18 protein-coding genes are annotated in these 21510 nt (G+C 48.2%); 7 read left to right on the plus strand and 11 right to left on the minus strand.

Features of this window, described 5'->3' with window-relative positions; translation table 11 throughout:
* Positions 1-21: 21 nt before the first annotated feature.
* Both glnE and NOG12_RS09265 read right to left on the minus strand, forming a co-directional pair.
* The gene (gene glnE, locus NOG12_RS09260) at positions 22-2793 is read right to left on the minus strand and encodes a bifunctional [glutamate--ammonia ligase]-adenylyl-L-tyrosine phosphorylase/[glutamate--ammonia-ligase] adenylyltransferase (protein WP_153827214.1); all 2772 of its coding nucleotides are present in this window, start codon (positions 2791-2793) and stop codon (positions 22-24) included.
* Entirely contained in the window at positions 2793-4295 is a 1503-nt protein-coding gene (locus NOG12_RS09265; RefSeq protein ID WP_257119948.1) for a CYTH domain-containing protein, read from the minus strand. Before NOG12_RS09265 ends, glnE begins: the two co-directional genes overlap by 1 nt.
* A gap of 264 nt (positions 4296-4559) precedes the next feature.
* Here NOG12_RS09265 and putA point away from each other — a divergent pair, with 264 nt between their 5' ends.
* A complete protein-coding gene (gene putA, locus NOG12_RS09270) occupies positions 4560-7727 on the plus strand; it encodes a bifunctional proline dehydrogenase/L-glutamate gamma-semialdehyde dehydrogenase PutA (protein WP_153827212.1) in 3168 nt (1055 codons plus the stop codon).
* Here the strand turns inward: putA and NOG12_RS09275 are convergent.
* From NOG12_RS09275 to NOG12_RS09285, 3 genes are all read right to left on the minus strand, one after another.
* The gene (locus tag NOG12_RS09275; protein ID WP_153827211.1) at positions 7724-9499 is read right to left on the minus strand and encodes an acyl-CoA dehydrogenase C-terminal domain-containing protein; all 1776 of its coding nucleotides are present in this window, start codon (positions 9497-9499) and stop codon (positions 7724-7726) included. The genes putA and NOG12_RS09275 overlap by 4 nt on opposite strands.
* A 75-nt stretch (positions 9500-9574) precedes the next feature.
* Positions 9575-10327, minus strand: coding sequence for a general secretion pathway protein GspB (locus NOG12_RS09280; RefSeq protein WP_313933071.1), 753 nt, complete (start codon positions 10325-10327; stop codon positions 9575-9577).
* Entirely contained in the window at positions 10328-11836 is a 1509-nt protein-coding gene (locus tag NOG12_RS09285) for an AAA family ATPase (protein WP_313933072.1), read from the minus strand.
* A 176-nt stretch (positions 11837-12012) separates the two neighbouring features.
* Between NOG12_RS09285 and NOG12_RS09290 the strand changes: the two genes are divergently transcribed.
* Positions 12013-13128 (plus strand): tRNA nucleotidyltransferase/poly(A) polymerase-related protein, encoded by a 1116-nt coding sequence (locus NOG12_RS09290; protein ID WP_313933073.1) that lies wholly within the window; start codon positions 12013-12015, stop codon positions 13126-13128.
* A 12-nt stretch (positions 13129-13140) separates the two neighbouring features.
* Here NOG12_RS09290 and NOG12_RS09295 read toward each other — a convergent pair whose 3' ends face one another.
* From NOG12_RS09295 to folB, 3 genes are read right to left on the minus strand one after another with little or no spacing between them, the layout of a single operon-like run.
* Positions 13141-13935 carry an undecaprenyl-diphosphate phosphatase gene (locus NOG12_RS09295; RefSeq protein WP_313933074.1) on the minus strand — a complete coding sequence of 265 codons (795 nt, stop codon included), beginning with the start codon at positions 13933-13935 and terminating at the stop codon, positions 13141-13143.
* Between the two features lie 24 nt (positions 13936-13959).
* Positions 13960-14508, minus strand: coding sequence for a 2-amino-4-hydroxy-6-hydroxymethyldihydropteridine diphosphokinase (gene folK / locus NOG12_RS09300; RefSeq protein WP_162014593.1), 549 nt, complete (start codon positions 14506-14508; stop codon positions 13960-13962).
* The gene (gene folB / locus NOG12_RS09305; RefSeq protein ID WP_110076391.1) at positions 14505-14858 is read right to left on the minus strand and encodes a dihydroneopterin aldolase; all 354 of its coding nucleotides are present in this window, start codon (positions 14856-14858) and stop codon (positions 14505-14507) included. The genes folK and folB overlap by 4 nt, the downstream gene beginning before the upstream one ends.
* Positions 14859-14954: 96 nt before the next feature.
* Between folB and plsY the strand changes: the two genes are divergently transcribed.
* Entirely contained in the window at positions 14955-15587 is a 633-nt protein-coding gene (gene plsY, locus NOG12_RS09310) for a glycerol-3-phosphate 1-O-acyltransferase PlsY (RefSeq protein WP_110076392.1), read from the plus strand.
* On the opposite strand, the gene tsaD is transcribed toward plsY, so the two are convergent.
* The 3 genes from tsaD to NOG12_RS09325 form a co-directional block, all read right to left on the minus strand.
* Positions 15588-16607, minus strand: a complete 1020-nt coding sequence (tsaD, locus tag NOG12_RS09315) for a tRNA (adenosine(37)-N6)-threonylcarbamoyltransferase complex transferase subunit TsaD (RefSeq protein WP_313933075.1) — start codon at positions 16605-16607, stop codon at positions 15588-15590.
* A 63-nt stretch (positions 16608-16670) separates the two neighbouring features.
* On the minus strand, positions 16671-17786 hold the full coding sequence (locus NOG12_RS09320; RefSeq protein WP_110076394.1) for a PilT/PilU family type 4a pilus ATPase: 1116 nt from the start codon (positions 17784-17786) through the stop codon (positions 16671-16673).
* Entirely contained in the window at positions 17786-18820 is a 1035-nt protein-coding gene (locus tag NOG12_RS09325) for a type IV pilus twitching motility protein PilT (RefSeq protein WP_110076395.1), read from the minus strand. Before NOG12_RS09325 ends, NOG12_RS09320 begins: the two co-directional genes overlap by 1 nt.
* A 34-nt stretch (positions 18821-18854) precedes the next feature.
* On the opposite strand from NOG12_RS09325, the gene NOG12_RS09330 reads away from it, so the two are divergent.
* The 4 genes from NOG12_RS09330 (at position 18855) to NOG12_RS09345 (ending at position 21510) form a co-directional block, all read left to right on the plus strand.
* Positions 18855-19550, plus strand: coding sequence for a YggS family pyridoxal phosphate-dependent enzyme (locus tag NOG12_RS09330; protein ID WP_313933093.1), 696 nt, complete (start codon positions 18855-18857; stop codon positions 19548-19550).
* 14 nt (positions 19551-19564) lie between these two features.
* On the plus strand, positions 19565-20392 hold the full coding sequence (gene proC, locus NOG12_RS09335) for a pyrroline-5-carboxylate reductase (protein ID WP_153827205.1): 828 nt from the start codon (positions 19565-19567) through the stop codon (positions 20390-20392).
* Positions 20393-20454: 62 nt separating this feature from the next.
* On the plus strand, positions 20455-20991 hold the full coding sequence (locus tag NOG12_RS09340; protein WP_313933076.1) for a YggT family protein: 537 nt from the start codon (positions 20455-20457) through the stop codon (positions 20989-20991).
* 42 nt (positions 20992-21033) lie between these two features.
* Positions 21034-21510 carry a DUF4426 domain-containing protein gene (locus NOG12_RS09345; protein ID WP_313933077.1) on the plus strand — a complete coding sequence of 159 codons (477 nt, stop codon included), beginning with the start codon at positions 21034-21036 and terminating at the stop codon, positions 21508-21510.

Here is a 21510-nt window from a genome sequence, read left to right on the forward strand (position 1 = left end):
GCGATTCTGCGTGTTCAACATCTAACCTTGCTTGGCAGCTAACCATTGCTGCCAAGCTGTTTCAACCACAGCTCGGGCGGCAGATACATCTTGATGGGTCTTGCTGCTTTGCTCTGCTAATGCCAATTGATGCGACAGCTCTCGTAATCTAATATAAGTCTCGATTAATTGTTGTGCTTGCTCGGTCGGCATCAAGTTTAATTGGCCTGCAGTTTCTAAAATTCGAATATTATCAGTGTAAGTTGCAAGTTCTGGGTAGTCATGAGCATACCTTAAGGTAAGGTACTGCACTAAAAATTCAATATCTGTAATACCGCCATAGCCCTGTTTTAAATCAAACTCTTGTTCGTTTACCGCTAGCTTGGTGTGCTCACGCATTTTTTCACGCATACTCACCACTTGTTCGCGTAATTCATCTTCTGAGCGCTGTTGGCATAAGCGCTGTAGGCGCAACTGAATCAATTGCTGACGTATCTCCTCACGACCAAATACAGGCCGCGCCCGAACTAAGGCCTGCAACTCCCAAGTCCACGCATCCTCAGCTAAATATTTAGCGTAAGTGTCTAGTCGAGTAACCAGTAGTCCAGCCTTACCAGATGGACGCAAACGCATATCCGTATCATACAACACCCCAACCATAGTTCGGGTAGTTAACAGATGCAAAATACGTTGCGCTAGGCGTAAATAGAATTGCTGATTCTCGATTTCTCTTGGGCCTTGCGTCACCCCGCCGTAGTCTGCATCAGCGATAAATACCAAATCCAAATCTGAGCCATAACCCAACTCTAAACCACCCAACTTGCCGTAGGCGAGTACTGCAAACCCCATATTGTCACTGTCTTGACCAGCTGGGTTACCGTATTTTTCAGCCATCTGATACCAAGCTAAACGAACAACTTTGGCAATGATAGCTTCAGCTAAATAAGTTAAGTGGTCACTGACTTTCATCAGTGGCAGAGCGCCACTGATATCTGCCGCGGCAATACGTAATTGTAAGACCTGACGCGCCTGACGCAGTGCATCCATTTGCGCCTCTAAATCAGCCTCCTGCTCGGGGATCCGCAACAAGTATTCATCGACCAGACGGCCATAATCGGCCAGTTGCGGCAACTGATACAGATGCTGAGGGTCGATCAATTCATCTAATAAAAGTGGGTACTGTGCTAACTGTGTCGCTAGCCATGAACTGGCACGACATAGCTTCAGCAGTTGCTCGCGAGCACCTTTGTTCTCAACCAGTAGCTCCACGTAAGCTGTGCGGCTCATAATTTTTCGAAGTACTAGCAATACGCGCTCTAAGACTGCTTCAGCGTCTTCATAAGCCAGTAGTTGCTCAATCAAGATGGGGACTAATCGAGCCATTGCTTGGCGTCCTCGAGGGCCGCTCCCACGGCGCCGAACCTCTTGACGAAGTTGACTGATGTGCGCCCACATTTGTTGGGCACTGGCAGCGTTCAAACCAGCATCAATGAGAATAGCAACGGCAGCGTCGTCTTCGATCATATCCTGCCACAACAGTTGTAACTCACCAGCTTCTTCGTCGTCTTCATCCGTTGCGCCAATAACGGCTCTAAAATGTTGGTGAACCTTTTGCATCGCTTGATCAATTCGATCAACCAATGCCGGCCAACTGACTTTAAATACCTGCGCCATAGCCTGTTGCTGATCATTTTGGTCCGGCAATGTCTGTGTTTGCTCGTCATTCAGTTCCTGCAAGACATGCTCAACCTTACGCAAAAACTCATAGCTTTGTAGCAGCTCATCCACCACTGCCGGTTCCAGCAACTGTTGTTGTTTGATCACGGCATAAGCTTGATACAAAGATTGGGTTTGTAGTTGACGTTGCTGTCCACCTCGAATCAACTGAAAGACTTGCGCAATAAACTCGATTTCACGAATACCCCCAGCACCAAGCTTGATGTTGTTCCGAACGCCCTGACGGCGGGTTTCTTGGGTGATCAACGCCTTCATTTTACGCAGCGCATCAATCGCTGAAAAATCAATATAACGGCGGTAAACAAATGGCCTTAGCAGCGCACTAAATTGCTGTTGAGCAACCTCGCTCGCACCAATTAAACGCGCTTTAACCATAGCATAGCGCTCCCAATCACGGCCTTGTTCTTGGTAGTAATATTCTAATGCGGCCATGCTGGCTACCAGTGGGCCAGATTGGCCAAAAGGACGCAGGCGTAAATCGATCCTAAACACTCGACCATCAGCAGTCGGAGTGTCTAGCAAGGCTAAAAGAGCTTGGGCGTACTTGGTAAAAAACACACTGGCTTCAAGCGGACGTCGCGGATGTTGTGTCTCGGCTTGCTCTGGATAGCAAAAAATAAGGTCGATATCTGACGAAAAGTTTAATTCTCCCCCGCCTAGTTTACCCATGCCAATCACATACAGCTGTTGCGGTACTCCCTGACTATCCAGTAATTCACCATAGCGCTCAGTTAAACGCGGTCGCAGCCATTGAACGGCGGCGATGATAAAAGCATCGGCAGTTGCGCTTAAATGTCGCAACATGTCCGCCAAGCTAATTTGCTGCAGCAGGTCTGCCGCAGCCAAACTTGCATACCAACGTTGTCTTAATTGCCGCAGTTGACGCTGTGCGCTAGCCTCATCGGTACATTGCTGTAACTCTTGCTGCACCAGGGTCAAATAGTTCTCTGGCGCTGGAAGCACCACCTGATGTGGGTATCCCGGCTGTTGTCGCCACTCGATAGCTTGCGGTTGTTGCTCTAGTGTACGCGCAATAAAGGGGCTGATTGAGGCGACAAAGGCCGATGCATCTATCATTATAAAATCCAATAAGGTTCTTGTTTGATAGCCGAGCGGCGAGAGCGTTCCAGGGCATATAGCAACGACTCTAACTGTACCTCTTGCCAACTAAGTAGACGCTCGGTGTTAATATCATCCGTATCTTTAATGGCTTCTCGTAGTAGTTTTAGCGCCAATATTTCTCGGATGCCGCGCAGCATATCTAACCAGGGGGCCCGGAATTGCTCACGATCTTGTTGATCAAATAGCGCTCCTACACAATAGCCCAGCTGCAATGAACTTTGCAGCTGCGGTAACTGTTTGAGATATTGCTCTGGACGCATTTCTTCAGCGCGCGTGAAAGGTTCAGCAACCCATTGCCAGTCATCTCGTAAGCGCTGCACGGCCCATTGCTTTAACGGGGTCTGCATAAGTTGTTCATGGCGAGGTTGTTGGGCACACAACTCACCTAGCTCAAATAAGGTCAGTTGATAATCATCACGTTTACTCAAATTTACCACCAGCTCAAGTTGCACAGCATGTTGCTGTTGCTCCAAAATGTGTTCATACAGCTTGGTATTTTGCTTTAACGCGCGATGATAAGCTCCATCTTCAGCTATCAGCTCATTGAGACCATCAAACCTACTGAGCCAACCCAAGTGCCCCAGCATCTGTTCTAACCGTAAAATATGGTCACTCACATCAATTTCGAATAAGGCCAATTGTTGCAACACCACTTTACTTAAACGAATTCCATCAGTAATACCAGCCACTGCCTGCACACACGGCTGCTGGGTTAAACAGGCATCATTGTGTTGCCAGTATTGCAAGGCGTAAGTTAATGCTCGATATAACCCTTGACCAACATCGTCTTGGCCTTGTTGACTGACAAAGTCAGCATGGGTGTAGGGTTCTAATACCGACTTGCCAGCTAACAAGTAGCCCCGAGCTGCCTTGCTTAAGGTTCCTACTCTCGCGTTCACGCGGGTAATAAAACGGCGTGCTAATTTATACGCTGCGGCCGTATCTGCACCTTGTACTTCTAATTCAATTTCACAGATGGGTTGGCGGTGCTCAGCGGCAATGATTTCACCCTCATCGAACACCAGTTCTATCATTCCATCGCCCTGGGGAATTCGCCAACGATGGCGGGTGAAATCGGTACGAAAAATTTCCTTTAGCTCGCGCTGAATATCAAACAACGGAAAGTCATCCGGCCATATATCTTCTTCGAACAACGTCAAATCAGGCACTGGCTGGGCAATCACCCTGTTGTATTCAGGCCGCTGATGCATGCCACCTAACACCTGCCCGGCAAGTTTAATTGTTTGTTCTAAGTGCTCACCACGCTGCCTTATGCGTAATCCCATATCGTATTCACGCAAACGCAAATCATCGGTATCAAAGTAGGCATTGTTAAGTTCAAAAATGTCATGCTCAGCACCTTTGGCCAATTGCTCACAAAGTTGCAAGACAGCTGCTCGTTGCTGCGGCTCAAGGATAAGTTTGAGTTCTATTTCTTGGCTGTGTTGGTGACTCACGAATGGTTCCATCTATGCATCATTAGTTAGGCCTCATACGGTACTCGCAGACTCCTTACAGGTCAACTGATCAGGGCTTGACACTGGCGGTTAAAAAATGCAACGTGGGCGCCATCGGCGGTGCTCGAAAATGTAGCGCTGATACGCCCGCAAGAAAGCGACAAAAATTCTGATCGGGTGGGCTTTACTGGCGCTCAAAAAGCCCTATACTTGCGCCGAAAATATGTCCCCGCCAGCCATCGGCTGAGTCTTACAGGAGAATCTATGTTTAAAGCGAGTGAAGTGCTTGCGGCTCAGTATTCCGGCGCCGACCTCGGTCGACTCCAACAGGCCATTACCGCCAACTATTTAGTTGATGAAGATGCCTATTTGCGTGAGTTGATGACACTGGTACCGAATCAACCTGAACAAATTGACGCTGTTACCCAAGCTGCTGCGGCACTGGTGGGTAAAGTTCGTGAGCGTGCTGACAACAGCGGTATTGATGCGTTCCTGCAAGAATACAGTTTAGATACCAAAGAAGGCATCATTTTGATGTGCCTCGCGGAAGCCTTATTACGTATTCCTGACGCAACAACAGCTGATGCGTTAATCCAAGATCGGCTTTCCGGTGGTGATTGGCAAAAACATATGGGCCAAAGTACCTCTTGGTTAGTGAATACCGGCACTTGGGGCATCGCCTTTGCTAACAATCGGATAAACCCTACCGGCCAGCCGATGGAAACGCCTCGTGGTGTATTTAAGCGCCTGACTCGTCGTTTAAGTACACCGGTAGTTCGTAAAGCAACGTATCAAGCGATGCGAATTATGGGCACCCAGTTCGTCTTAGGCCGTACTATTGAAGAAGCGCTGAAAAACAGTCGTGCTAATCGCGATAAAGGCTACACGCACTCTTACGATATGCTTGGCGAGGCGGCATTAACCATGCGTGATGCGCAGCGCTATCACGCCGATTATGTCAATTCGATTAAGATAGTTGGCAAAGAAAACTTCAATAACCCGAAGGCTCCACGCCCAACTATTTCAATAAAATTATCAGCCCTACACCCGCGCTATGAGGTGGCTAATCACGAGCGCGTTATGACTGAGCTGGCACAAAGCTTAACTGAGCTCGTTAAACTAGCCAAAGAGGCCGATGTTGGAGTCAGCATTGATGCAGAAGAAGCAGACCGGCTTGAACTTTCGCTAGAATTATTTGAGAAAGTGTATCGAAGCGGCGTCTGTAAAGGCTGGCCACGTTTTGGTTTGGTGGTGCAAGCCTATTCAAAACGTGCATTACCTACATTATGTTGGGTGACCGCGCTGGCGCGCGAATGTGGCGACGAGATTCCGGTGCGTTTGGTAAAGGGTGCGTATTGGGACACAGAAATCAAACTTTGCCAAGTGAATGGTCTAACTGGTTATCCAGTGTTTACCCGCAAAGCCAATACTGACGTGTCTTACTTAGCCTGTGCTCACTACTTATTGAGTGCCGCGACCGATGGGGCTATTTACCCGCAGTTTGCTACCCACAATGCACACACCGTTGTCGCTATTCGGGAACTCAATAAGCAGTATCAGCGACGGATAGAATTTCAGCGCTTGCACGGTATGGGTGACGATCTCTATGACACCATCTTAGAGCAGGATGAGAATACCACCGTGCGAATTTACGCTCCGGTTGGTGCGCACAAAGACTTGTTACCCTACTTGGTGCGCCGCCTCCTTGAAAATGGTGCTAATACATCTTTTGTGCACAAGTTAGTGGACCCGGAAACTCCAGTAGCCGACTTGATTGAGCACCCTTTAACGACCATGCATCAGCATGACCATTTCGCTAATGCCAAAATTCCTTTGCCGACGCAGATCTTTGCAGATCGGAAAAACTCGTTAGGATTGAATATGAACATTCATTCACAAGCAGATGACTTTATTGCAGCAGTACAACAATACCAAGACAAACAATGGCAAGCAGGACCGATTGTTAACGGCGATGTGATTGATGCGCATCATCAGGTTGCTATCCATAGCCCGCAACAAACCGATCGCCTCATTGGCACCATTTGCTGGGGCGACAAAGCCCTCGCGGAACAAGCACTAACCAGTGCCAATGCTGCTTATCGACGTTGGCGCGATACCGATGTTGAAGTACGAGCCAAAGCATTAGAGAAGCTCGCTGATCTGATGGAAGCGAATCGTAACGAGTTGATTGCTCTGTGTACGCTAGAGGCTGGCAAGAGTTTACAAGATGGTATTGATGAAGTACGCGAAGCTGTCGATTTCTGCCGCTACTACGCTGTCCAAGCGCGTGAACTCATGGGTCAAGGGACCACGCTACCAGGCCCGACGGGCGAAACGAACGAGCTATTCTTACAAGGCCGCGGCACCTTTATTTGTATTAGCCCGTGGAACTTCCCACTAGCTATTTTCTTAGGGCAGGTGGCTGCAGCACTGGTTACAGGTAACTGTGTTATCGCTAAACCAGCTGAGCAAACTGGTTTTATTGCATTCCGTGCCGTGCAGTTGGCGCTTGAGGCTGGTATCCCTGGTGATGTCTTGCACTTTATGCCAGGCAGCGGTGCCGAGGTTGGTTCGTTCCTAGTTTCCCAAGAAGATATCGGTGGCGTCTGCTTTACCGGTTCAACCTACACCGCCCAAGCAATTAACCGCGCCTTGGCCGCCCGAACAGGTGCGATAGTGCCATTGGTTGCCGAAACCGGTGGTCAAAACGCGATGCTTATTGATTCCACCGCATTGCCTGAGCAAGCAGTTACCGATATCGTTGCTAGTGCCTTCAAGAGCGCCGGTCAGCGTTGTTCTGCCCTACGCGTCTTATTTGTACAGGACGATATCGCCGATCGCGTGATTGATCTTCTGAAAGGTGCAATGGCCGAGCTAAAAGTTGGCAACCCTATGCTACATGAAACCGACGTAGGTCCGGTTATTGATGGCGTAGCTAAACACAATCTTGAGCAGCACATCAACGATATTAGCCAAGCGGGTCGCTTAATTGCGCGTGCTCCGATGCCTGAATACACTCAAGGCGGTACTTTTGTCGCACCAACGGCTATCGAAATTGACTCTATTAATCAGTTAGTGAAAGAAAACTTCGGTCCGATCTTGCACGTTATTCGCTATAGCACTGACAGCTTAGATCAAGTTATCGATAGTATTAATGGTACTGGTTTTGGTTTGACCTTTGGTATTCACAGCCGCAATGAAACCTTTGCTGCGGACATTGCCCGCCGGATTGATGTCGGTAACGTTTATATTAATCGTAACCAAATTGGTGCGGTGGTAGGGGTACAGCCATTTGGTGGCCGTGGTATGTCAGGTACAGGTCCAAAAGCTGGTGGCCCACACTACTTAACCCGTTTTGTTACTGAAAAAACGCGCACCAACAACATTACTGCTGTTGGTGGCAATGCAACCCTACTATCGTTGGGCGATTAAAAATCGCCCAAGTCATGTAGATACAAGCTCTGGCTACCATCTTTGATGGTGGTAGCTAGGCTTTCAATACGCGGTAAAATACGCGCCATATAGAACTTAGCTGTTTTTAGTTTACTTGCTAGATGTGGCTTTTCTGCAACTTGCGGCGCAGCAGCCGCAGCCATACGCAACCACACGTAACCAAAAGCAACGTAACCAATTAAGTTCAGGTACTCTACCGCGACACTGTTAATGATATTTTCATCATCCATCACCTTGCTTAATACTTGCACGGTAACTTGGTGTACCAATTGCGTAGCATCAGCAAGCTGTTGATATTCTGCTTCAAATCCTGCTAACGGTTCAGCTAATAACGCTTGGATATCCGCAAGGAGTGGTTTCAGGAGTTCACCTCGACTACCGGCAACTTTGCGCCCTAATAAATCTAAAGCTTGAATGCCGTTAGTGCCTTCATAGATTTGCGCTATCCGACAATCACGAACTAACTGCTCTTGTCCCCATTCGCGAATAAAGCCATGACCGCCAAATACTTGCTGACCAAGTACAGTGGCTTCAAACCCAGTGTCCGTTAAAAAGGCTTTGGCAACTGGAGTTAACAACTGCACCAACGCTTCGGCCCGTTGGCGAGTCTCTGCATCAGCTGCGTATTTTGCTAAATCGAGTTGTTGCCCCACATAAGTTGAGAACGCTCGGCCACCTTCAACGAAAGCTTTCATGGTAAGCAGCATGCGCCGCACATCGCCATGCACAATAATAGGGTCGGCTTCTTTCTCGGGCTGCTGCGTAGCTTTAGCGCCACGACCTTGAATGCGGTCTTGGGCATACTCTAGCGCATTTTGATAAGAGCGAGCTGCAGCACCAAGGCCTTGGATACCTACACCTAACCGCTCATAGTTCATCATGGTGAACATCGCTGGTAAACCTTTGTGCGGCTCACCTACCAGCCAACCCTTGGCACCATCAAAATTCATCACACAAGTAGCAGAGGCATGAATACCCATTTTGTGTTCCGTTGAACCACAATGCACGCCATTGCGCTCACCAATAGAACCATCAGCATTTACCAGAAACTTCGGCACTAAGAATAAGCTGATGCCTTTACTACCTGCGGGTGCGTCGGGCAACTTAGCTAACACCAAATGTATGATGTTGTCAGTGAGGTCATGTTCGCCACCGGTGATAAAAATCTTGGTCCCGCTGATAGCAAAACTACCGTCTTCATTAGGAATGGCTTTGGTACGAATAATACCGAGATCGGTACCGGCATGAGGTTCGGTAAGACACATCGAACCTGCCCAGTTACCACTGATCATATTTTCTAAATAAGTGGCTTTTAGCTCGTCACTGCCATGCTGATCGATGGTCATGATAGCGCCAGCAGTCAAGCCTGAATATAATGAGAAAGAGATATCCGCTGCACAGAGCATTTCTTCATATTGCGCTGATACGGATTTTGGTAGGCCCATACCACCAAAGTCAGGATTGGCAGTCACCCCTACCCAACCACCTTCAGCCAGTTGCTTGAAGTTTTCTTTGTAGCCTTGCGGGGTGGTTACCACGCCGTTATCGAAACTCACGCCTTCTTCATCAGCAGCCCGAGCATTAGGAGCAATCAAGCTTTCTGCCAATTTCGCGCCTTCATCAATAATGGCAACTGCAGTGTCAATATCGACGTCAGCAAAGGCCTCAATTTTGGCCCAGTCTTCATGAACTTTAAATACATCCTGCAGTACAAACTGCATATCTTCACGGGGTACACGATAATCAGCCATGACCACACCTCTCTCAATCAGTTGGCAGAAAAAATCAAACAACGAATTTAAACAGGTGTTTTAATATCAGATCTACTAGGGTCTTGTCCAGTCTTCTAAGGCTGGTAACTGAAAAGCCTGTTGGTTCATTGACATCACCACATGAGCCGGCGAAATTTTTAGAATCGTCACCGCACCAAAGCTATCTCCTTCAAAGAGCCGTCGCCCATCGAGAACAATCCAGCGTGCGGTGGCATCAGATGAATATTGATGACTATCGTAACTAAAACTGCCAATTTGCCGTTGCATACTCAGGTTTAAATCGTAAATGGTAGGAACGACACTTTGTTGCGCCGAATTCTCTCCACTTGCTAAGGCATCTTCAAAGGCCGCCAGCAATTCGGGAGATACCGCGTTTAAATCCAACCCTTGCCCTTGTGAAATCACCTTATCGTTAGCCTCGTTAGCTGTTACCGGCGCAGTTGCTTCAGCGGTTTCAGCTACTGTTGCTGGCTCGGCTGTTGTGACTGCAACTGGCTCTGGCCAAACCGGAACGCGTATAGCCGAAGGTTCACCTAATCGATACGCTGGCGTTGCTGGCGGCGTTGCTGCTTGGTTTAAGCTGGGGATTGGCGTCAGCGCTGATGTTTCTTGCGTAGGTGCCTGATTATCCTGTAACCACCACCAAACTGCAGCTGCACTTAATACAAACAGCAGCAGCGCCAAGACTACTGCAACTAGGCCTGTATAAGGCCCTCGAGGCTGAGTAGCACTAGCTAACCAAATGGGATTCGGTTGAGGCACCAGTGGCGATGACTGCCGCTGCAATGCTTTTAATACTGAAGACATTTATTGCTCCTCTTGCAAACGCGGGCCGCCTAGCCGACTGTTCGCCGCTAACCAAGCCAGAGTGATACCATCCAACGCGCCCGTAACCGGCAAGCCTGCTGCCATTTGAACCTGGCGTAACTGGTGCACCAGCGGTTGTTCACCAGCACTACCAGACTCTTTTAGTTGTTGCGCTAACCATTGCTGGTACAGGCTCGAATCTTCATCAGCATAGCCCGGTGGCTGCGGAATAAAGGCAACAAAACGACCATTCCAGCCGGCTTCTGGTTGGGTTGCCATACTGCCAACAAACTGGTGCTGACCAGCATCTAACTGCAGCAATAATGGCCAACTTAATTGTTTCAGTTGGTCCATACGTGCGGTACCAGTAACACACATGAGTTGGAACTGCTCCACCCAGTTACACACGGCTGCTTCTGTTGGTGGTGCTGGTAATTGCCAGACCTGAGTTAATGCCACAATCGCTGGAACAGCGGCAGAATCAGCGGGTGTCGACACACTTGGCGCTGATACTTCCATGGTGGTATCCATGGGAGTCGCTGCTAAGCCATCTGTGCTCACTTGGCTGCTCACTTGGTTCATTAAATACAACGCCAGCCAAGCACTAACGCCACCAAGAATTGCTGCTGCCGGCAATATCCACCACTTACGAGAATTGGTTGTGGCTGCAGGCGCCCCATCCAATTCCAGCACGGCCTGCTTAATATGTTTTACCGTCACCGTTTGCGTTTGATCGTTATAGGCAGCGAGTAACGCCCTATCACAAAGTAGATTCAGCCGTCGAGGGATCCCTTCGCTTGCTTGGTGTACCCGCTGTATCGCTGCGCGCTCAAACAATCCGCGCTGTGCTCCGGCAACTTGCAAGCGGTAATTAATATAGCGTTCGGTATCAGCCAATTGTAATGGTAATAAGTGATAACGAGCCGTTATCCGCTGTGCTAGCTGGCGTAACTCGCGACGGCGCAGCAGATCTTGCAATTCAGGCTGACCAATTAAAATAACTCGCAATAGCTTCTGCTGGTTGGTTTCAAGATTGGTTAATAAACGCAATTGCTCTAATACTTGGGGTTGTAAGTGTTGGGCTTCATCAATCAGCACCACACATTGCTGACCCGCTTGATGTGCACTCAGGAGAAACTTACTCAACAAGTCTGTCAGTTGTTTGTCCGTTAATGGGCCGGATGCTGAGTCTTTGCGGCTTTTTGGCTGAGCAGCTGATTGCAACCCAAACTCATCACATAACGTAGCTAGTAACTCGTGTGAATTCAGCATCGGATTCAGAATAAATGCCGTTTGTGTGTGCTCTGGTAATTGTTCTAACAGGGCACGTGACACCGTCGTCTTGCCGGTACCAACTTCACCTGTGAGTAAGATAAATCCACCGCTACCTGATAATCCATAACTTAAATGCGCTAGCGCCTCTTGGTGACGCTCACTCAAATAGAGAAACTGTGGATCTGGAGCGATCGAAAAGGGCTCTGTGTGTAAACCAAAATAATTCAAATACATGCTGTCTGTATCACTATATTAAATCAAGGTAGCCAAGGCGTACCGGCTGCGCTTATTGTTATAATTAGATGGTTGTAAGTAAGGTTTTGCGTCGAGCATGGCTACAGTGTAACCACTCACTTGCATCACTGCCAGTGATTAGCGATGATGCACCGAGAATATTAAGGGAGTATGGCATGAACATATATTTGGTAGGTGGTGCCGTGCGCGATAGGTTACTCGGTAAGCCCGTGCATGAACGTGATTATGTGGTAGTTGGTGCTACTCCTCAACAAATGCTGGCTTTAGGCTATCGCCAAGTAGGCAAAGACTTTCCAGTATTTTTGCATCCGCAAACGCAGGCCGAATATGCCCTTGCAAGAACCGAACGCAAAACTGGCCAAGGCTACACAGGCTTCGCTATCGCAGCTGATCCGTCGGTGACTTTGGAGCAAGATCTTATGCGCCGCGATCTGACCATTAATGCCATAGCGCAAAGTGACTCCGGGAAGTTGATTGATCCCTATCATGGTCGTGCAGATTTACAGCAACGGGTACTGCGTCATGTCTCTCCAGCCTTTGTCGAAGATCCGTTACGGGTATTACGGGTGGCGCGCTTTGCCGCTCGCTTTGCTGCTGATGGCTTTACCGTTGCTCCTGAAACTATGGCGTTAATGCGAACCATAGCCGACCAAGGTGAACTTGCAACTTTAAGTGCTGAGCGAGTTTGGCGCGAAACTGAAAAAGCACTCAGCAGTGCAACCCCCGCGGTATTCTGGCAGGTCTTAAGCGATGCCCACGCCTTAACTCCTTGGTTCAGCGAGTTGCAACCAGCTTCAATTATCAAGTTAACTCGTCATTATTTGAGTCAGTTGGATACCCCAGATCCTCTCATCGCCTTTTGCCTAAGCCTGTATCCGCTGAACCCTGAACGAGCGCAGCAGTTGTGTGAACGCTTGAAGGTTCCCAATAGCTATCGTCAACTGGCGCTCAAGTTGTGTCGCGCGCAACTCAGTGCTAGCTCGACTTGGAATGCCGACGCGGCTTTCGCTTACATGGGACAGTTTGATTTATGGCGGCAACCCGAACAGCTTACTAACCTGCTCAAGGTGTGGCAGTGTGTCGGAATTAAGGAACCCGTCTTGGCAGCTTTTCAGCGCAGTTTCGAGGCTGCTCAAAAGTTATCCGCAGCTGCTGTGATTGAGGCGGCCAAAGCTGAGGGCCAAGCTTTACAAGGCCCTCAAATTGGAGCAGCGCTACAATCAGCTCGCCACGCGAAGGTGATCAACGAATGGCAGCTAGCCAGCGGATAACGTTATCTACAGTTAAATAAAAAATAGCAGCAAAATAATACCCAAAGCTAGGCGGTAGAGCACAAAGGGCAGCATCCCCATACGGCTAATGATCTGTAAAAAGAAATGGATACAGAAATAAGCCGCGACAAACGATACCCCGACCCCGGTCAATACGGCTAACCAATCAACCGCTGCGGGTTGTTGCACTAATTTCAAGCCTTGGTAGCCGCCCGCCATAATAATGACAGGAATGGATAACAAAAACGAAAAACGCGCAGCATCGGTTTTGGTTAGGCCAATCAGCATACCTGCGGTCATGGTTATGCCTGAGCGTGAGGTACCCGGAATAAGTGCTAATGCTTGAGCCAAACCAACTAAAACAGCTTGTTTCAAGGTCAATCCGGCTAACCCTTGGCGCTCGCTAGCTTTCACATCGGCGTACCATAACAGTAAACCAAACAGGATAGTGGTGGTGGCAATCACGAGCGCTGAACGGGCAAAGTTCTCAATTAAATCGCCCCCCAGTAAGCCAGCCAACCCAGCTGGAATAGTGGCCCAAATCATTAACCACGCCAATCTGCTGTGTTCGTTGTGTTGACCACGCATGCTATTTACCCAGCCCACCAGGAGCTGACCTACTTCTTGACGAAAATACAAGATGACCGCCAGCAAGGTTCCCACATGCACGGCAACGTCAAAGGCTAAACCTTGATCTTGCCAACCGAAAACTTGCGAAGGCAAAATCAGGTGCGCTGAACTAGAAATCGGAAGAAATTCAGTTAGCCCCTGAACCAGGGCCAGAATAATAGCTTCAATAATATCCACTGGGATTAGTTCCTTGCTAATAGCTTAATTATTGGTGATCAGGGTTGATGGCGTCACCTGATACAAATGAGGCAGTTGCTCAAAGTCAAATGATATAGGTTGTAACTGTTGAGAGCTACTGTATTGTTGCCAATGTTGAGTAAAAGTTAAACCAGTACATGGATGTGGCAAGGAGCCTACCAATTCAGCTAAAGGCCAGAGTACAAAAGCATTATGTAAAATCTCATCGCGTGGCAGTTGCACTGGCTCTCGACTTATCAGGTCATCAAACAACAGCATATCAATATCTAAGGTTCGTGGACTGTATTTAGGTGCTGCCGCGCTGTGGCCAAACTGCTGTTCAATCTCTTTGCAGATTTGATTTACCTCAGCTACTGATAACTGGGTCTGAACTTCTGCAACTAAGTTAAAAAAAGGCTGCCCCACAAAACCCACTGCAGCACTTTCAAATACTCGTGAGATTCGCATCGGCGTCGTTGCTGATGCAAAATGTTGATACAGCGCCAGCACCCCAGCCTGAATATGCTGATGCCGTTGCTTGTTACTACCTATACCTAATAAAACTCTACTCACGAAGCCTTCCGAGTGATCTCTACGGCAGTTTGGCGAGCAGCTTTAACCGCTTGAGGCTTGCCTACTTTTACTGTCACTTGCGGCACCTTGAAATGCGTTAAAATAAGCTCAGCCACCTCTTCTGCAACGGTTTCAATCAGAGCTCTGGGGCGCTGCTGAATGAGCGCAGTAACAGCTTTACTCAAGCTGTCGTAATCAAGTGCATCGGCCAAATCTTCAGAGCGTGCGGCCTTGGCATTATCCCATGCCATAGTTAAATCTAAGACCAACGGCTGGGTGCTTTCATGCTCCCAATCGTACACTCCTATGTAGGCATCAACCACCAACCCTTCTACGAATACTTTATCCATGATTTGTCATACCAGTAACTGATAGAAATTTAAGCGTAAAGCGCTTATGCTATGGGCTTTGCATAGTAACGGAAAGCGGACCGGAAAAAAATCACCATGGGTGCATTAATTGTACTGGCGATATTATCAGCTTACTTATTCGGCTCTATCAGTAGTGCCGTCTTGGTATGTCGCGTGTTCGGCTTACCAGACCCTCGCACTGCCGGCTCGCATAATCCCGGTGCCACTAATGTTTATCGAATCGGGGGCAAATTACCCGCAGTATTAACACTGTGGTTTGATGTGCTCAAAGGCATGATTCCGGTTTGGGGTTCTTATTTTCTCGGCATTGAGCCCTTTTTTCTGGGGCTTATTGCAGTAGCCGCTTGTTTGGGCCATATCTTTCCGTTGTACTTTCACTTTCGCGGCGGTAAAGCCGTCGCTACCGCTCTTGGTGCGATGTTTCCAGTTGCTTGGGAAATGGCTCTCTTGCTGATTGCCACCTGGATTTTGGTGTTTCGAATTAGCCGGGTATCATCTGTGGCGGCACTCGTCACCGTGAGCCTAGCGCCGTTCTTTGCTTATTTTATCAAGCCACAATACACAGTACCGGTCATTATGATTTCGCTGTTGATACTATGGCGGCATCAATCCAATATTATGCGTATTAGAAGTGGCGAAGAGCGTCGCATTAGGCGGCCACAACAGCCACCTGATGACAACGCTGAGGTCAACAACGACCGATCTTAATTAGCGAGTGATGGCCGTAAGTTGCTCTAATGGCCAGCGTGGAAAGGTCTTGATGGCAATATCTGCGTGCTCACCAGCCATCAGGCGCTGTGCCCCGGCAAAAGCTATCATGGCACCATTGTCAGTACAGAATTCACCGCGCGGAAAATAGACTTTGCCACCAATGCGCTGCGCAAATTGCTGCAGTTGCTCACGTAAATGTTGGTTTGCGCTAACCCCGCCAGCAACCACTAAACGCTTAAGCTGGGTTTGTTCTAACGCCCGCCGACATTTGATCAATAGAGTGTCAACCACTGCATCTTGAAAGGCTCGAGCAATATCTGCTAAGGCTTGCTCGGAGCCATCGGACGCCGCGATAGTATTGGCAGCGAAGGTTTTCAAACCACTGAATGAAAAATCTAACCCAGGTCGATCTGTCATCGGCCGCGGAAATTGATACTGCTGTGGTCGGCCTTGGGTTGCCAGTTTTGCTAATCGTGGCCCGCCGGGATAGTCCAAGCCCATCAATTTGGCTGTTTTGTCAAAAGCTTCACCCGCCGCATCATCAATGGATTCACCTAATAGCTGGTAGTCACCAATACCATTAACCCGAACTAATTGGGTGTGTCCGCCCGATACTAATAAAGCAACAAATGGAAACTCGGGTACATCATCTTCTAACATTGGCGCCAGTAAATGGCCTTCCATGTGATGTACCGCTACCGCTGGTACCTGCCAACCATAGGCCAAACTGCGACCAATACAAGAACCTACTAATAATGCACCCACGAGTCCAGGTCCGGCGGTATAAGCAACCCCATCGATATCAGCTGCGGTTAAATTTGCTTGTGCCAATGCGGCTTGAACAAGTGGTAGGGTTTTTCTTACATGGTCACGCGAAGCTAGTTCTGGTACCACGCCACCGTAATCAGCATGCAACTTTACTTGCGAGTAGAGTTGATGAGCCAGCAGACCTTGTTCAGTGTCGTATATGGCGATTCCGGTTTCGTCACATGAGGTTTCAATACCTAGCACGCGCATCTAATCTTATCCTTTTTAACTACAAACCAAAGGCGCCTAGTTTAGCCTAAAGCCTAACTGATGTCAGTCTAGATCAACGGTAACACCCTTCAATGAACTGTCATCATCACCGTGATTTTCACCACTGAGTTTGATCCGCAAGCGTAAGTCATTTGGTGCATCTGCATGACGCATCGCATTATCGTATGTAATACGGCCCGCCTTGTAGAGATCATAAAGAGCTTGGTCAAAAGTTTGCATGCCTAATTCACGCGAACGCGCCATGATTTCCTTTAACTCGCCCATGTCACCGGTGGCTATCTTCTCCGCAATGATCGGACTATTGAGTAGAATTTCAATGGCTGCAGTACGCCCCCCATCGGTAGTGGGAACTAACTGTTGCGCCACAATACCACGTAGGTTCAGCGATAAATCAAACATGAGCTTGTGAATCTTCTCTTTCGGCACCAGTTGCATGATCCGCTCAATCGCTTGGTTGGCATTGTTAGCGTGCAACGTAGCCACACACAAATGACCTGTTTCAGCAAAGGTTAAAGCGTATTCCATAGTCTCTTGAGAACGTATCTCCCCGACTAGAATCACATCGGGAGCTTGCCGTAACGAGCTTTTTAATGCTGCCTCAAAGGATTCTGTATCCTGCCCCACCTCACGCTGTGTGACCATGCATTGAGCGTGGTCATGCACAAATTCGACGGGGTCTTCAATGGTCAGAATATGCCCCTTTGAATGCTGGTTGCGGTAGCCAATCAAAGCCGCCAAACTGGTTGACTTACCGGTACCTGTGCCCCCTACCACTAGCAACAAACCGCGCTTACTCATAATGAGTTGGGTTAGAATACTAGGAAGTTTAAGCTGCTCTACTGTAGGTATCTCGGTAACAATACGGCGTACTACCATGCCGGCTTTTTGGCGTTGCCAGAATGCACTCACCCGAAACCGGCCAATGCCTTCGCGGAAAATCGCGAAATTGGCTTCTTTATGGGTAATAAATTGCTCTAAATGATCCTCCCCAAGAGCTTCTTTGACGATGGCTAAGGCCGCATTATCACTCAACTTCTGTTCTGCTAACGACTGCAGCTCACCATTAATTTTGGCACTAGGAGCTAACCCCGCCGAAATAAACAAATCTGAACTTTGTCGTTCCACCATGAGTTTTAAGAGCTTATCCAACACCGACATTAGAAGGCATCCTTGTGATTCGCTTTAGCTTTAGCGTCAGCACGGGTTACAGTGCCTTGGTTGAGTAAGTTTTGCAGCGACTGGTCAAGCGTTTGCATGCCATGGGCAGCCCCCGTTTGAATGGACGAATACATCTGTGCAATTTTATCTTCGCGAATTAAGTTCTTGATGGCAGATGTCGCAATCATGATCTCATGAGCGGCAACTCGCCCCCCCCCCACCTTTTTCAGCAAGGTTTGCGAAATCACGGCGCGCAGTGATTCAGATAACATGGAGCGAATCATAGGTTTCTCATCGCCCGGAAACACATCGACAATCCGGTCAATGGTTTTTGGGGCCGAGGTTGTGTGCAAGGTACCAAACACTAAGTGTCCAGTTTCAGCTGCTGTCATGGCTAACCGAATGGTTTCTAAATCACGCATCTCACCCACTAAAATCACATCAGGGTCTTCACGCAGGGCCGAGCGTAATGCGTTGTTAAAACTGTGGGTGTCGCGATGCACTTCACGTTGGTTAACCAAGCTACGTTTGTTCTTATGAACAAACTCGATGGGATCTTCGATGGTCAAAATGTGATGAAATTTATTTTCATTAATGTAATCCACCATAGCCGCCAAGGTCGTAGACTTACCCGAACCGGTGGGCCCAGTCACTAACACGAGTCCACGAGGGTTATCGGAGATCGTTTTAAAGATCTCTGGAGCACCCAGTTGTTCCAGTGTGAGAACCTCGCTAGGAATAGTACGAAAGACGGCGCCAGCACCACGGTTTTGTACAAATGCGTTAACCCGAAAGCGCGCCAGATTCGGTACCTCAAACGAGAAATCACATTCTAGATTCTGTTCGTACTCTTTACGCTGGCGGTCGTTCATAATGTCATACACCAGCTCTTGCACTTGCTTGTGCGATAAGGCCGGGATATTTATTTTACGAACGTCACCATCTACCCGTATCATAGGAGGTGACTCTGCTGACAAATGTAAGTCTGACGATTTATGTTTAACAGCAAAGCTGAGTAACTCAGTGATATCCATTGAACGGCCTCTTTATAGTGAGTGTTAGCAAGTGATAAATAACATAGCTGAACGGATAAAAGAAGTCCGCAACCAAATAAAGCAAGCAACTCAAGCTGCCCAGCGCCAGCCGCATAGCGTACAACTGCTGGCCGTTAGCAAAACTAAGCCAGCCGCTGATGTTGCTGCTGCCCATGCCGCCGGCCAAGTAGACTTTGGTGAAAACTATGTGCAAGAAGGCGTACAGAAGATTACGCAGTTGCAGCATTTACCGCTTACGTGGCATTTTATCGGCCCCATTCAATCGAATAAAACCAAAGACATTGCTGAACATTTTGCTTGGGTACATAGCCTTGATCGCGAAAAAATAGCACGCCGTTTAAGCCAACAGCGTCCAGCGCATCTCCCACCGTTACAAGTGTTGATTCAGATAAATATTGACGACGAATCCAGTAAAGCGGGTATCGCACCGGCGCAACTAGAACAAATGGCTCAGCTGATTGCTAGTTTGCCGCAGTTGCAGCTGCGCGGTTTGATGACGATTCCCCAAGCCGATGCTAGTACTGACCAACAAGCCCATAGCTTTGCCGCCATGCAGCGGTTGTTTTTACAGTTACAGACCCAATATGATCAGATAGATACACTATCCATGGGGATGAGTAATGATCTTGCGGCTGCTATCGCTCATGGCTCAACCATGGTGCGTGTTGGCACCGCTATTTTTGGTGCCAGAACCAACTCAATCAAATAATCAAGGAGACACAGATGACAACCACGCCACGCAAAATCGCCTTTATTGGGGCCGGCAATATGACCCAAAGCATCGTTGGCGGGATGGTCCGAAGTGGGTATTCCAACGAGCTTATTTACGTTAGCAACCCAAGCGCTGGTAAGCTGCAGCTGTTACAAGACAAACTCAAGGTTCATACCAGTCAAGATAACATCCAGGTTGCTACGCAAGCCGATGTTATTGTGCTTGCGGTAAAACCGCAGTTGATGGCGCAAGTCTGCCAACAGCTGCGTGAGCAAGTACCTAACCTTAGCGACAAACTGATTGTTACTATCGCCGCCGGTATTCGTATTGAAAAATATCGACAGTATTTAGGTGACTCGATTCGTATGATTCGCGTCATGCCTAATACACCTTCACTCGTAGGGCAAGGCATGTCGGGCTTGGTCGCTGACGACCGCGTTGATCAAACCGACCAAGACTTTATCACTGCAGCCTTTAATGGCGTAGGTGCAACTTTATGGGTTGCCGATGAAGATCAACTAGACATTCTAGGTGCTGTAGCTGGCAGTGGTCCTGCATACTTCTTTGAATTTATGGCAAGCTTACAGAAAGCAGCAGCAGCATTAGGTTTTGATGCTGACAAAGCACGAGCGATGGTGCAACAAACGGCACTAGGAGCAGCTGAAATGGCCATTGCTAGCGAGCTTTCGTTGGAAGATTTACGCAAGCAAGTGACCAGTAAGGGCGGCTCTACAGCAAAAGGTATCGAGGTTTATCAAGCCGCTGAGATTGACAAGATTTCAGCGCAAGCAGTCAAAGCAGCAGTGCAACGTAACCAAGAAATGGCTAAACTGTTTTAATCGGACCCTAAAGCCGCAGCTCGATGACGTTGCGGCTCACCAATACAAGGTAAACTGAGAGTATGAATGCCGTAACCTTTTTAGTTGATTTTGTTTTCGACTTATTTTTGATGGTGGTGATTCTTCGCGTATGGATGCAAGCGGTAAGAGCCGATTTTTACAATCCGCTGAGCCAGTTTGTGGTCAAAGTGAGTAATCCGCTGGTATTACCCTTGCGCTCAGTATTACCGACTTTAGGTCGGTGGGACTTAGCCGCTGTGGTCTTGGCGTTACTGGTGGCCGTAGCTAAGATTTATCTAGTACAAATACTGATTAATGCGCCTTTACCTATGGTGGTCACAGCATTAATCAACAGTTTGTTCTTAGTGGTGTTTCAATTTCTGTCGATCTTACTCTGGGTCACGCTGATCCGTGCCTTAATGAGCTGGTTTAGCCAAGGTTATCATCCAATGACAGCCATGCTCGCGCAGTTAACTGAGCCTTTTTTAGCGCCGATTCGACGTATCATCCCACCTATTGGCGGGCTTGATTTATCGGTTTTAGTGCTCATCGTAGGTATTCAATTTGTTCGCATTTTGCTGGGTAACATGCTGATTTAAGCTTATTACTAGCTGTACAAAAATCATCGAGAGGTTTGCATTATGAATTACCATCGTTCCAGCCGTGGTTTGAGCTCTTGTACCTGGGTGCGTTTGCTGAGCATTGCGGTGTTGGGGCTACTGGCCCTGTTAAGCGCAACAGCCCAAGCTGAGCAAAGTAAACGACTGGGACCGTGGGAAGTCCACTATAATGCCTTTAACTCCACCTTACTGCGTCCCGAAATGGCTAAAGAGTATAATTTACAACGCAGTAAGTACTTAGGTACCGTGAACATTGCAGTTTTAGCTGCTGATATCGCAGGTAAGCCGGCTCAACAAGTTGCTATTAGTGGTTATGTGATGAACCCGTTGAGCATGCAGCAAACTCTTGAATTTCAAGAGGTCATAGAGGGTGATGCTGTCTATTATCTAACTCAAGTTGAGTTCACACATCTAGAAACACTGCGCTTTTATATTACTATTAAGCAGGGTAACCAACAGCAAGAGCTACGTTTTAGCAAAGAGTTTTGGGCTAATTAA

Source organism: Pseudidiomarina fusca (genome assembly GCF_032227045.1).
Classification (GTDB): Bacteria; Pseudomonadota; Gammaproteobacteria; order Enterobacterales; family Alteromonadaceae; genus Pseudidiomarina; species Pseudidiomarina fusca.

Coding starts and splice junctions, on each gene's coding strand:
- glnE (WP_153827214.1), bottom strand. CDS start 2,793: ATGATAGATGCATCGGCCTTTGTCGCCTCAATCAGCCCCTTTATTGCG.
- NOG12_RS09345 (WP_313933077.1), top strand. CDS start 21,034: ATGAATTACCATCGTTCCAGCCGTGGTTTGAGCTCTTGTACCTGGGTG.
- proC (WP_153827205.1), top strand. CDS start 19,565: ATGACAACCACGCCACGCAAAATCGCCTTTATTGGGGCCGGCAATATG.
- tsaD (WP_313933075.1), bottom strand. CDS start 16,607: ATGCGCGTGCTAGGTATTGAAACCTCATGTGACGAAACCGGAATCGCC.
- NOG12_RS09275 (WP_153827211.1), bottom strand. CDS start 9,499: ATGGCTGATTATCGTGTACCCCGTGAAGATATGCAGTTTGTACTGCAG.
- plsY (WP_110076392.1), top strand. CDS start 14,955: ATGGGTGCATTAATTGTACTGGCGATATTATCAGCTTACTTATTCGGC.
- NOG12_RS09320 (WP_110076394.1), bottom strand. CDS start 17,786: ATGTCGGTGTTGGATAAGCTCTTAAAACTCATGGTGGAACGACAAAGT.
- putA (WP_153827212.1), top strand. CDS start 4,560: ATGTTTAAAGCGAGTGAAGTGCTTGCGGCTCAGTATTCCGGCGCCGAC.
- NOG12_RS09325 (WP_110076395.1), bottom strand. CDS start 18,820: ATGGATATCACTGAGTTACTCAGCTTTGCTGTTAAACATAAATCGTCA.
- NOG12_RS09285 (WP_313933072.1), bottom strand. CDS start 11,836: ATGTATTTGAATTATTTTGGTTTACACACAGAGCCCTTTTCGATCGCT.
- NOG12_RS09290 (WP_313933073.1), top strand. CDS start 12,013: ATGAACATATATTTGGTAGGTGGTGCCGTGCGCGATAGGTTACTCGGT.
- NOG12_RS09280 (WP_313933071.1), bottom strand. CDS start 10,327: ATGTCTTCAGTATTAAAAGCATTGCAGCGGCAGTCATCGCCACTGGTG.
- NOG12_RS09340 (WP_313933076.1), top strand. CDS start 20,455: ATGAATGCCGTAACCTTTTTAGTTGATTTTGTTTTCGACTTATTTTTG.
- folB (WP_110076391.1), bottom strand. CDS start 14,858: ATGGATAAAGTATTCGTAGAAGGGTTGGTGGTTGATGCCTACATAGGA.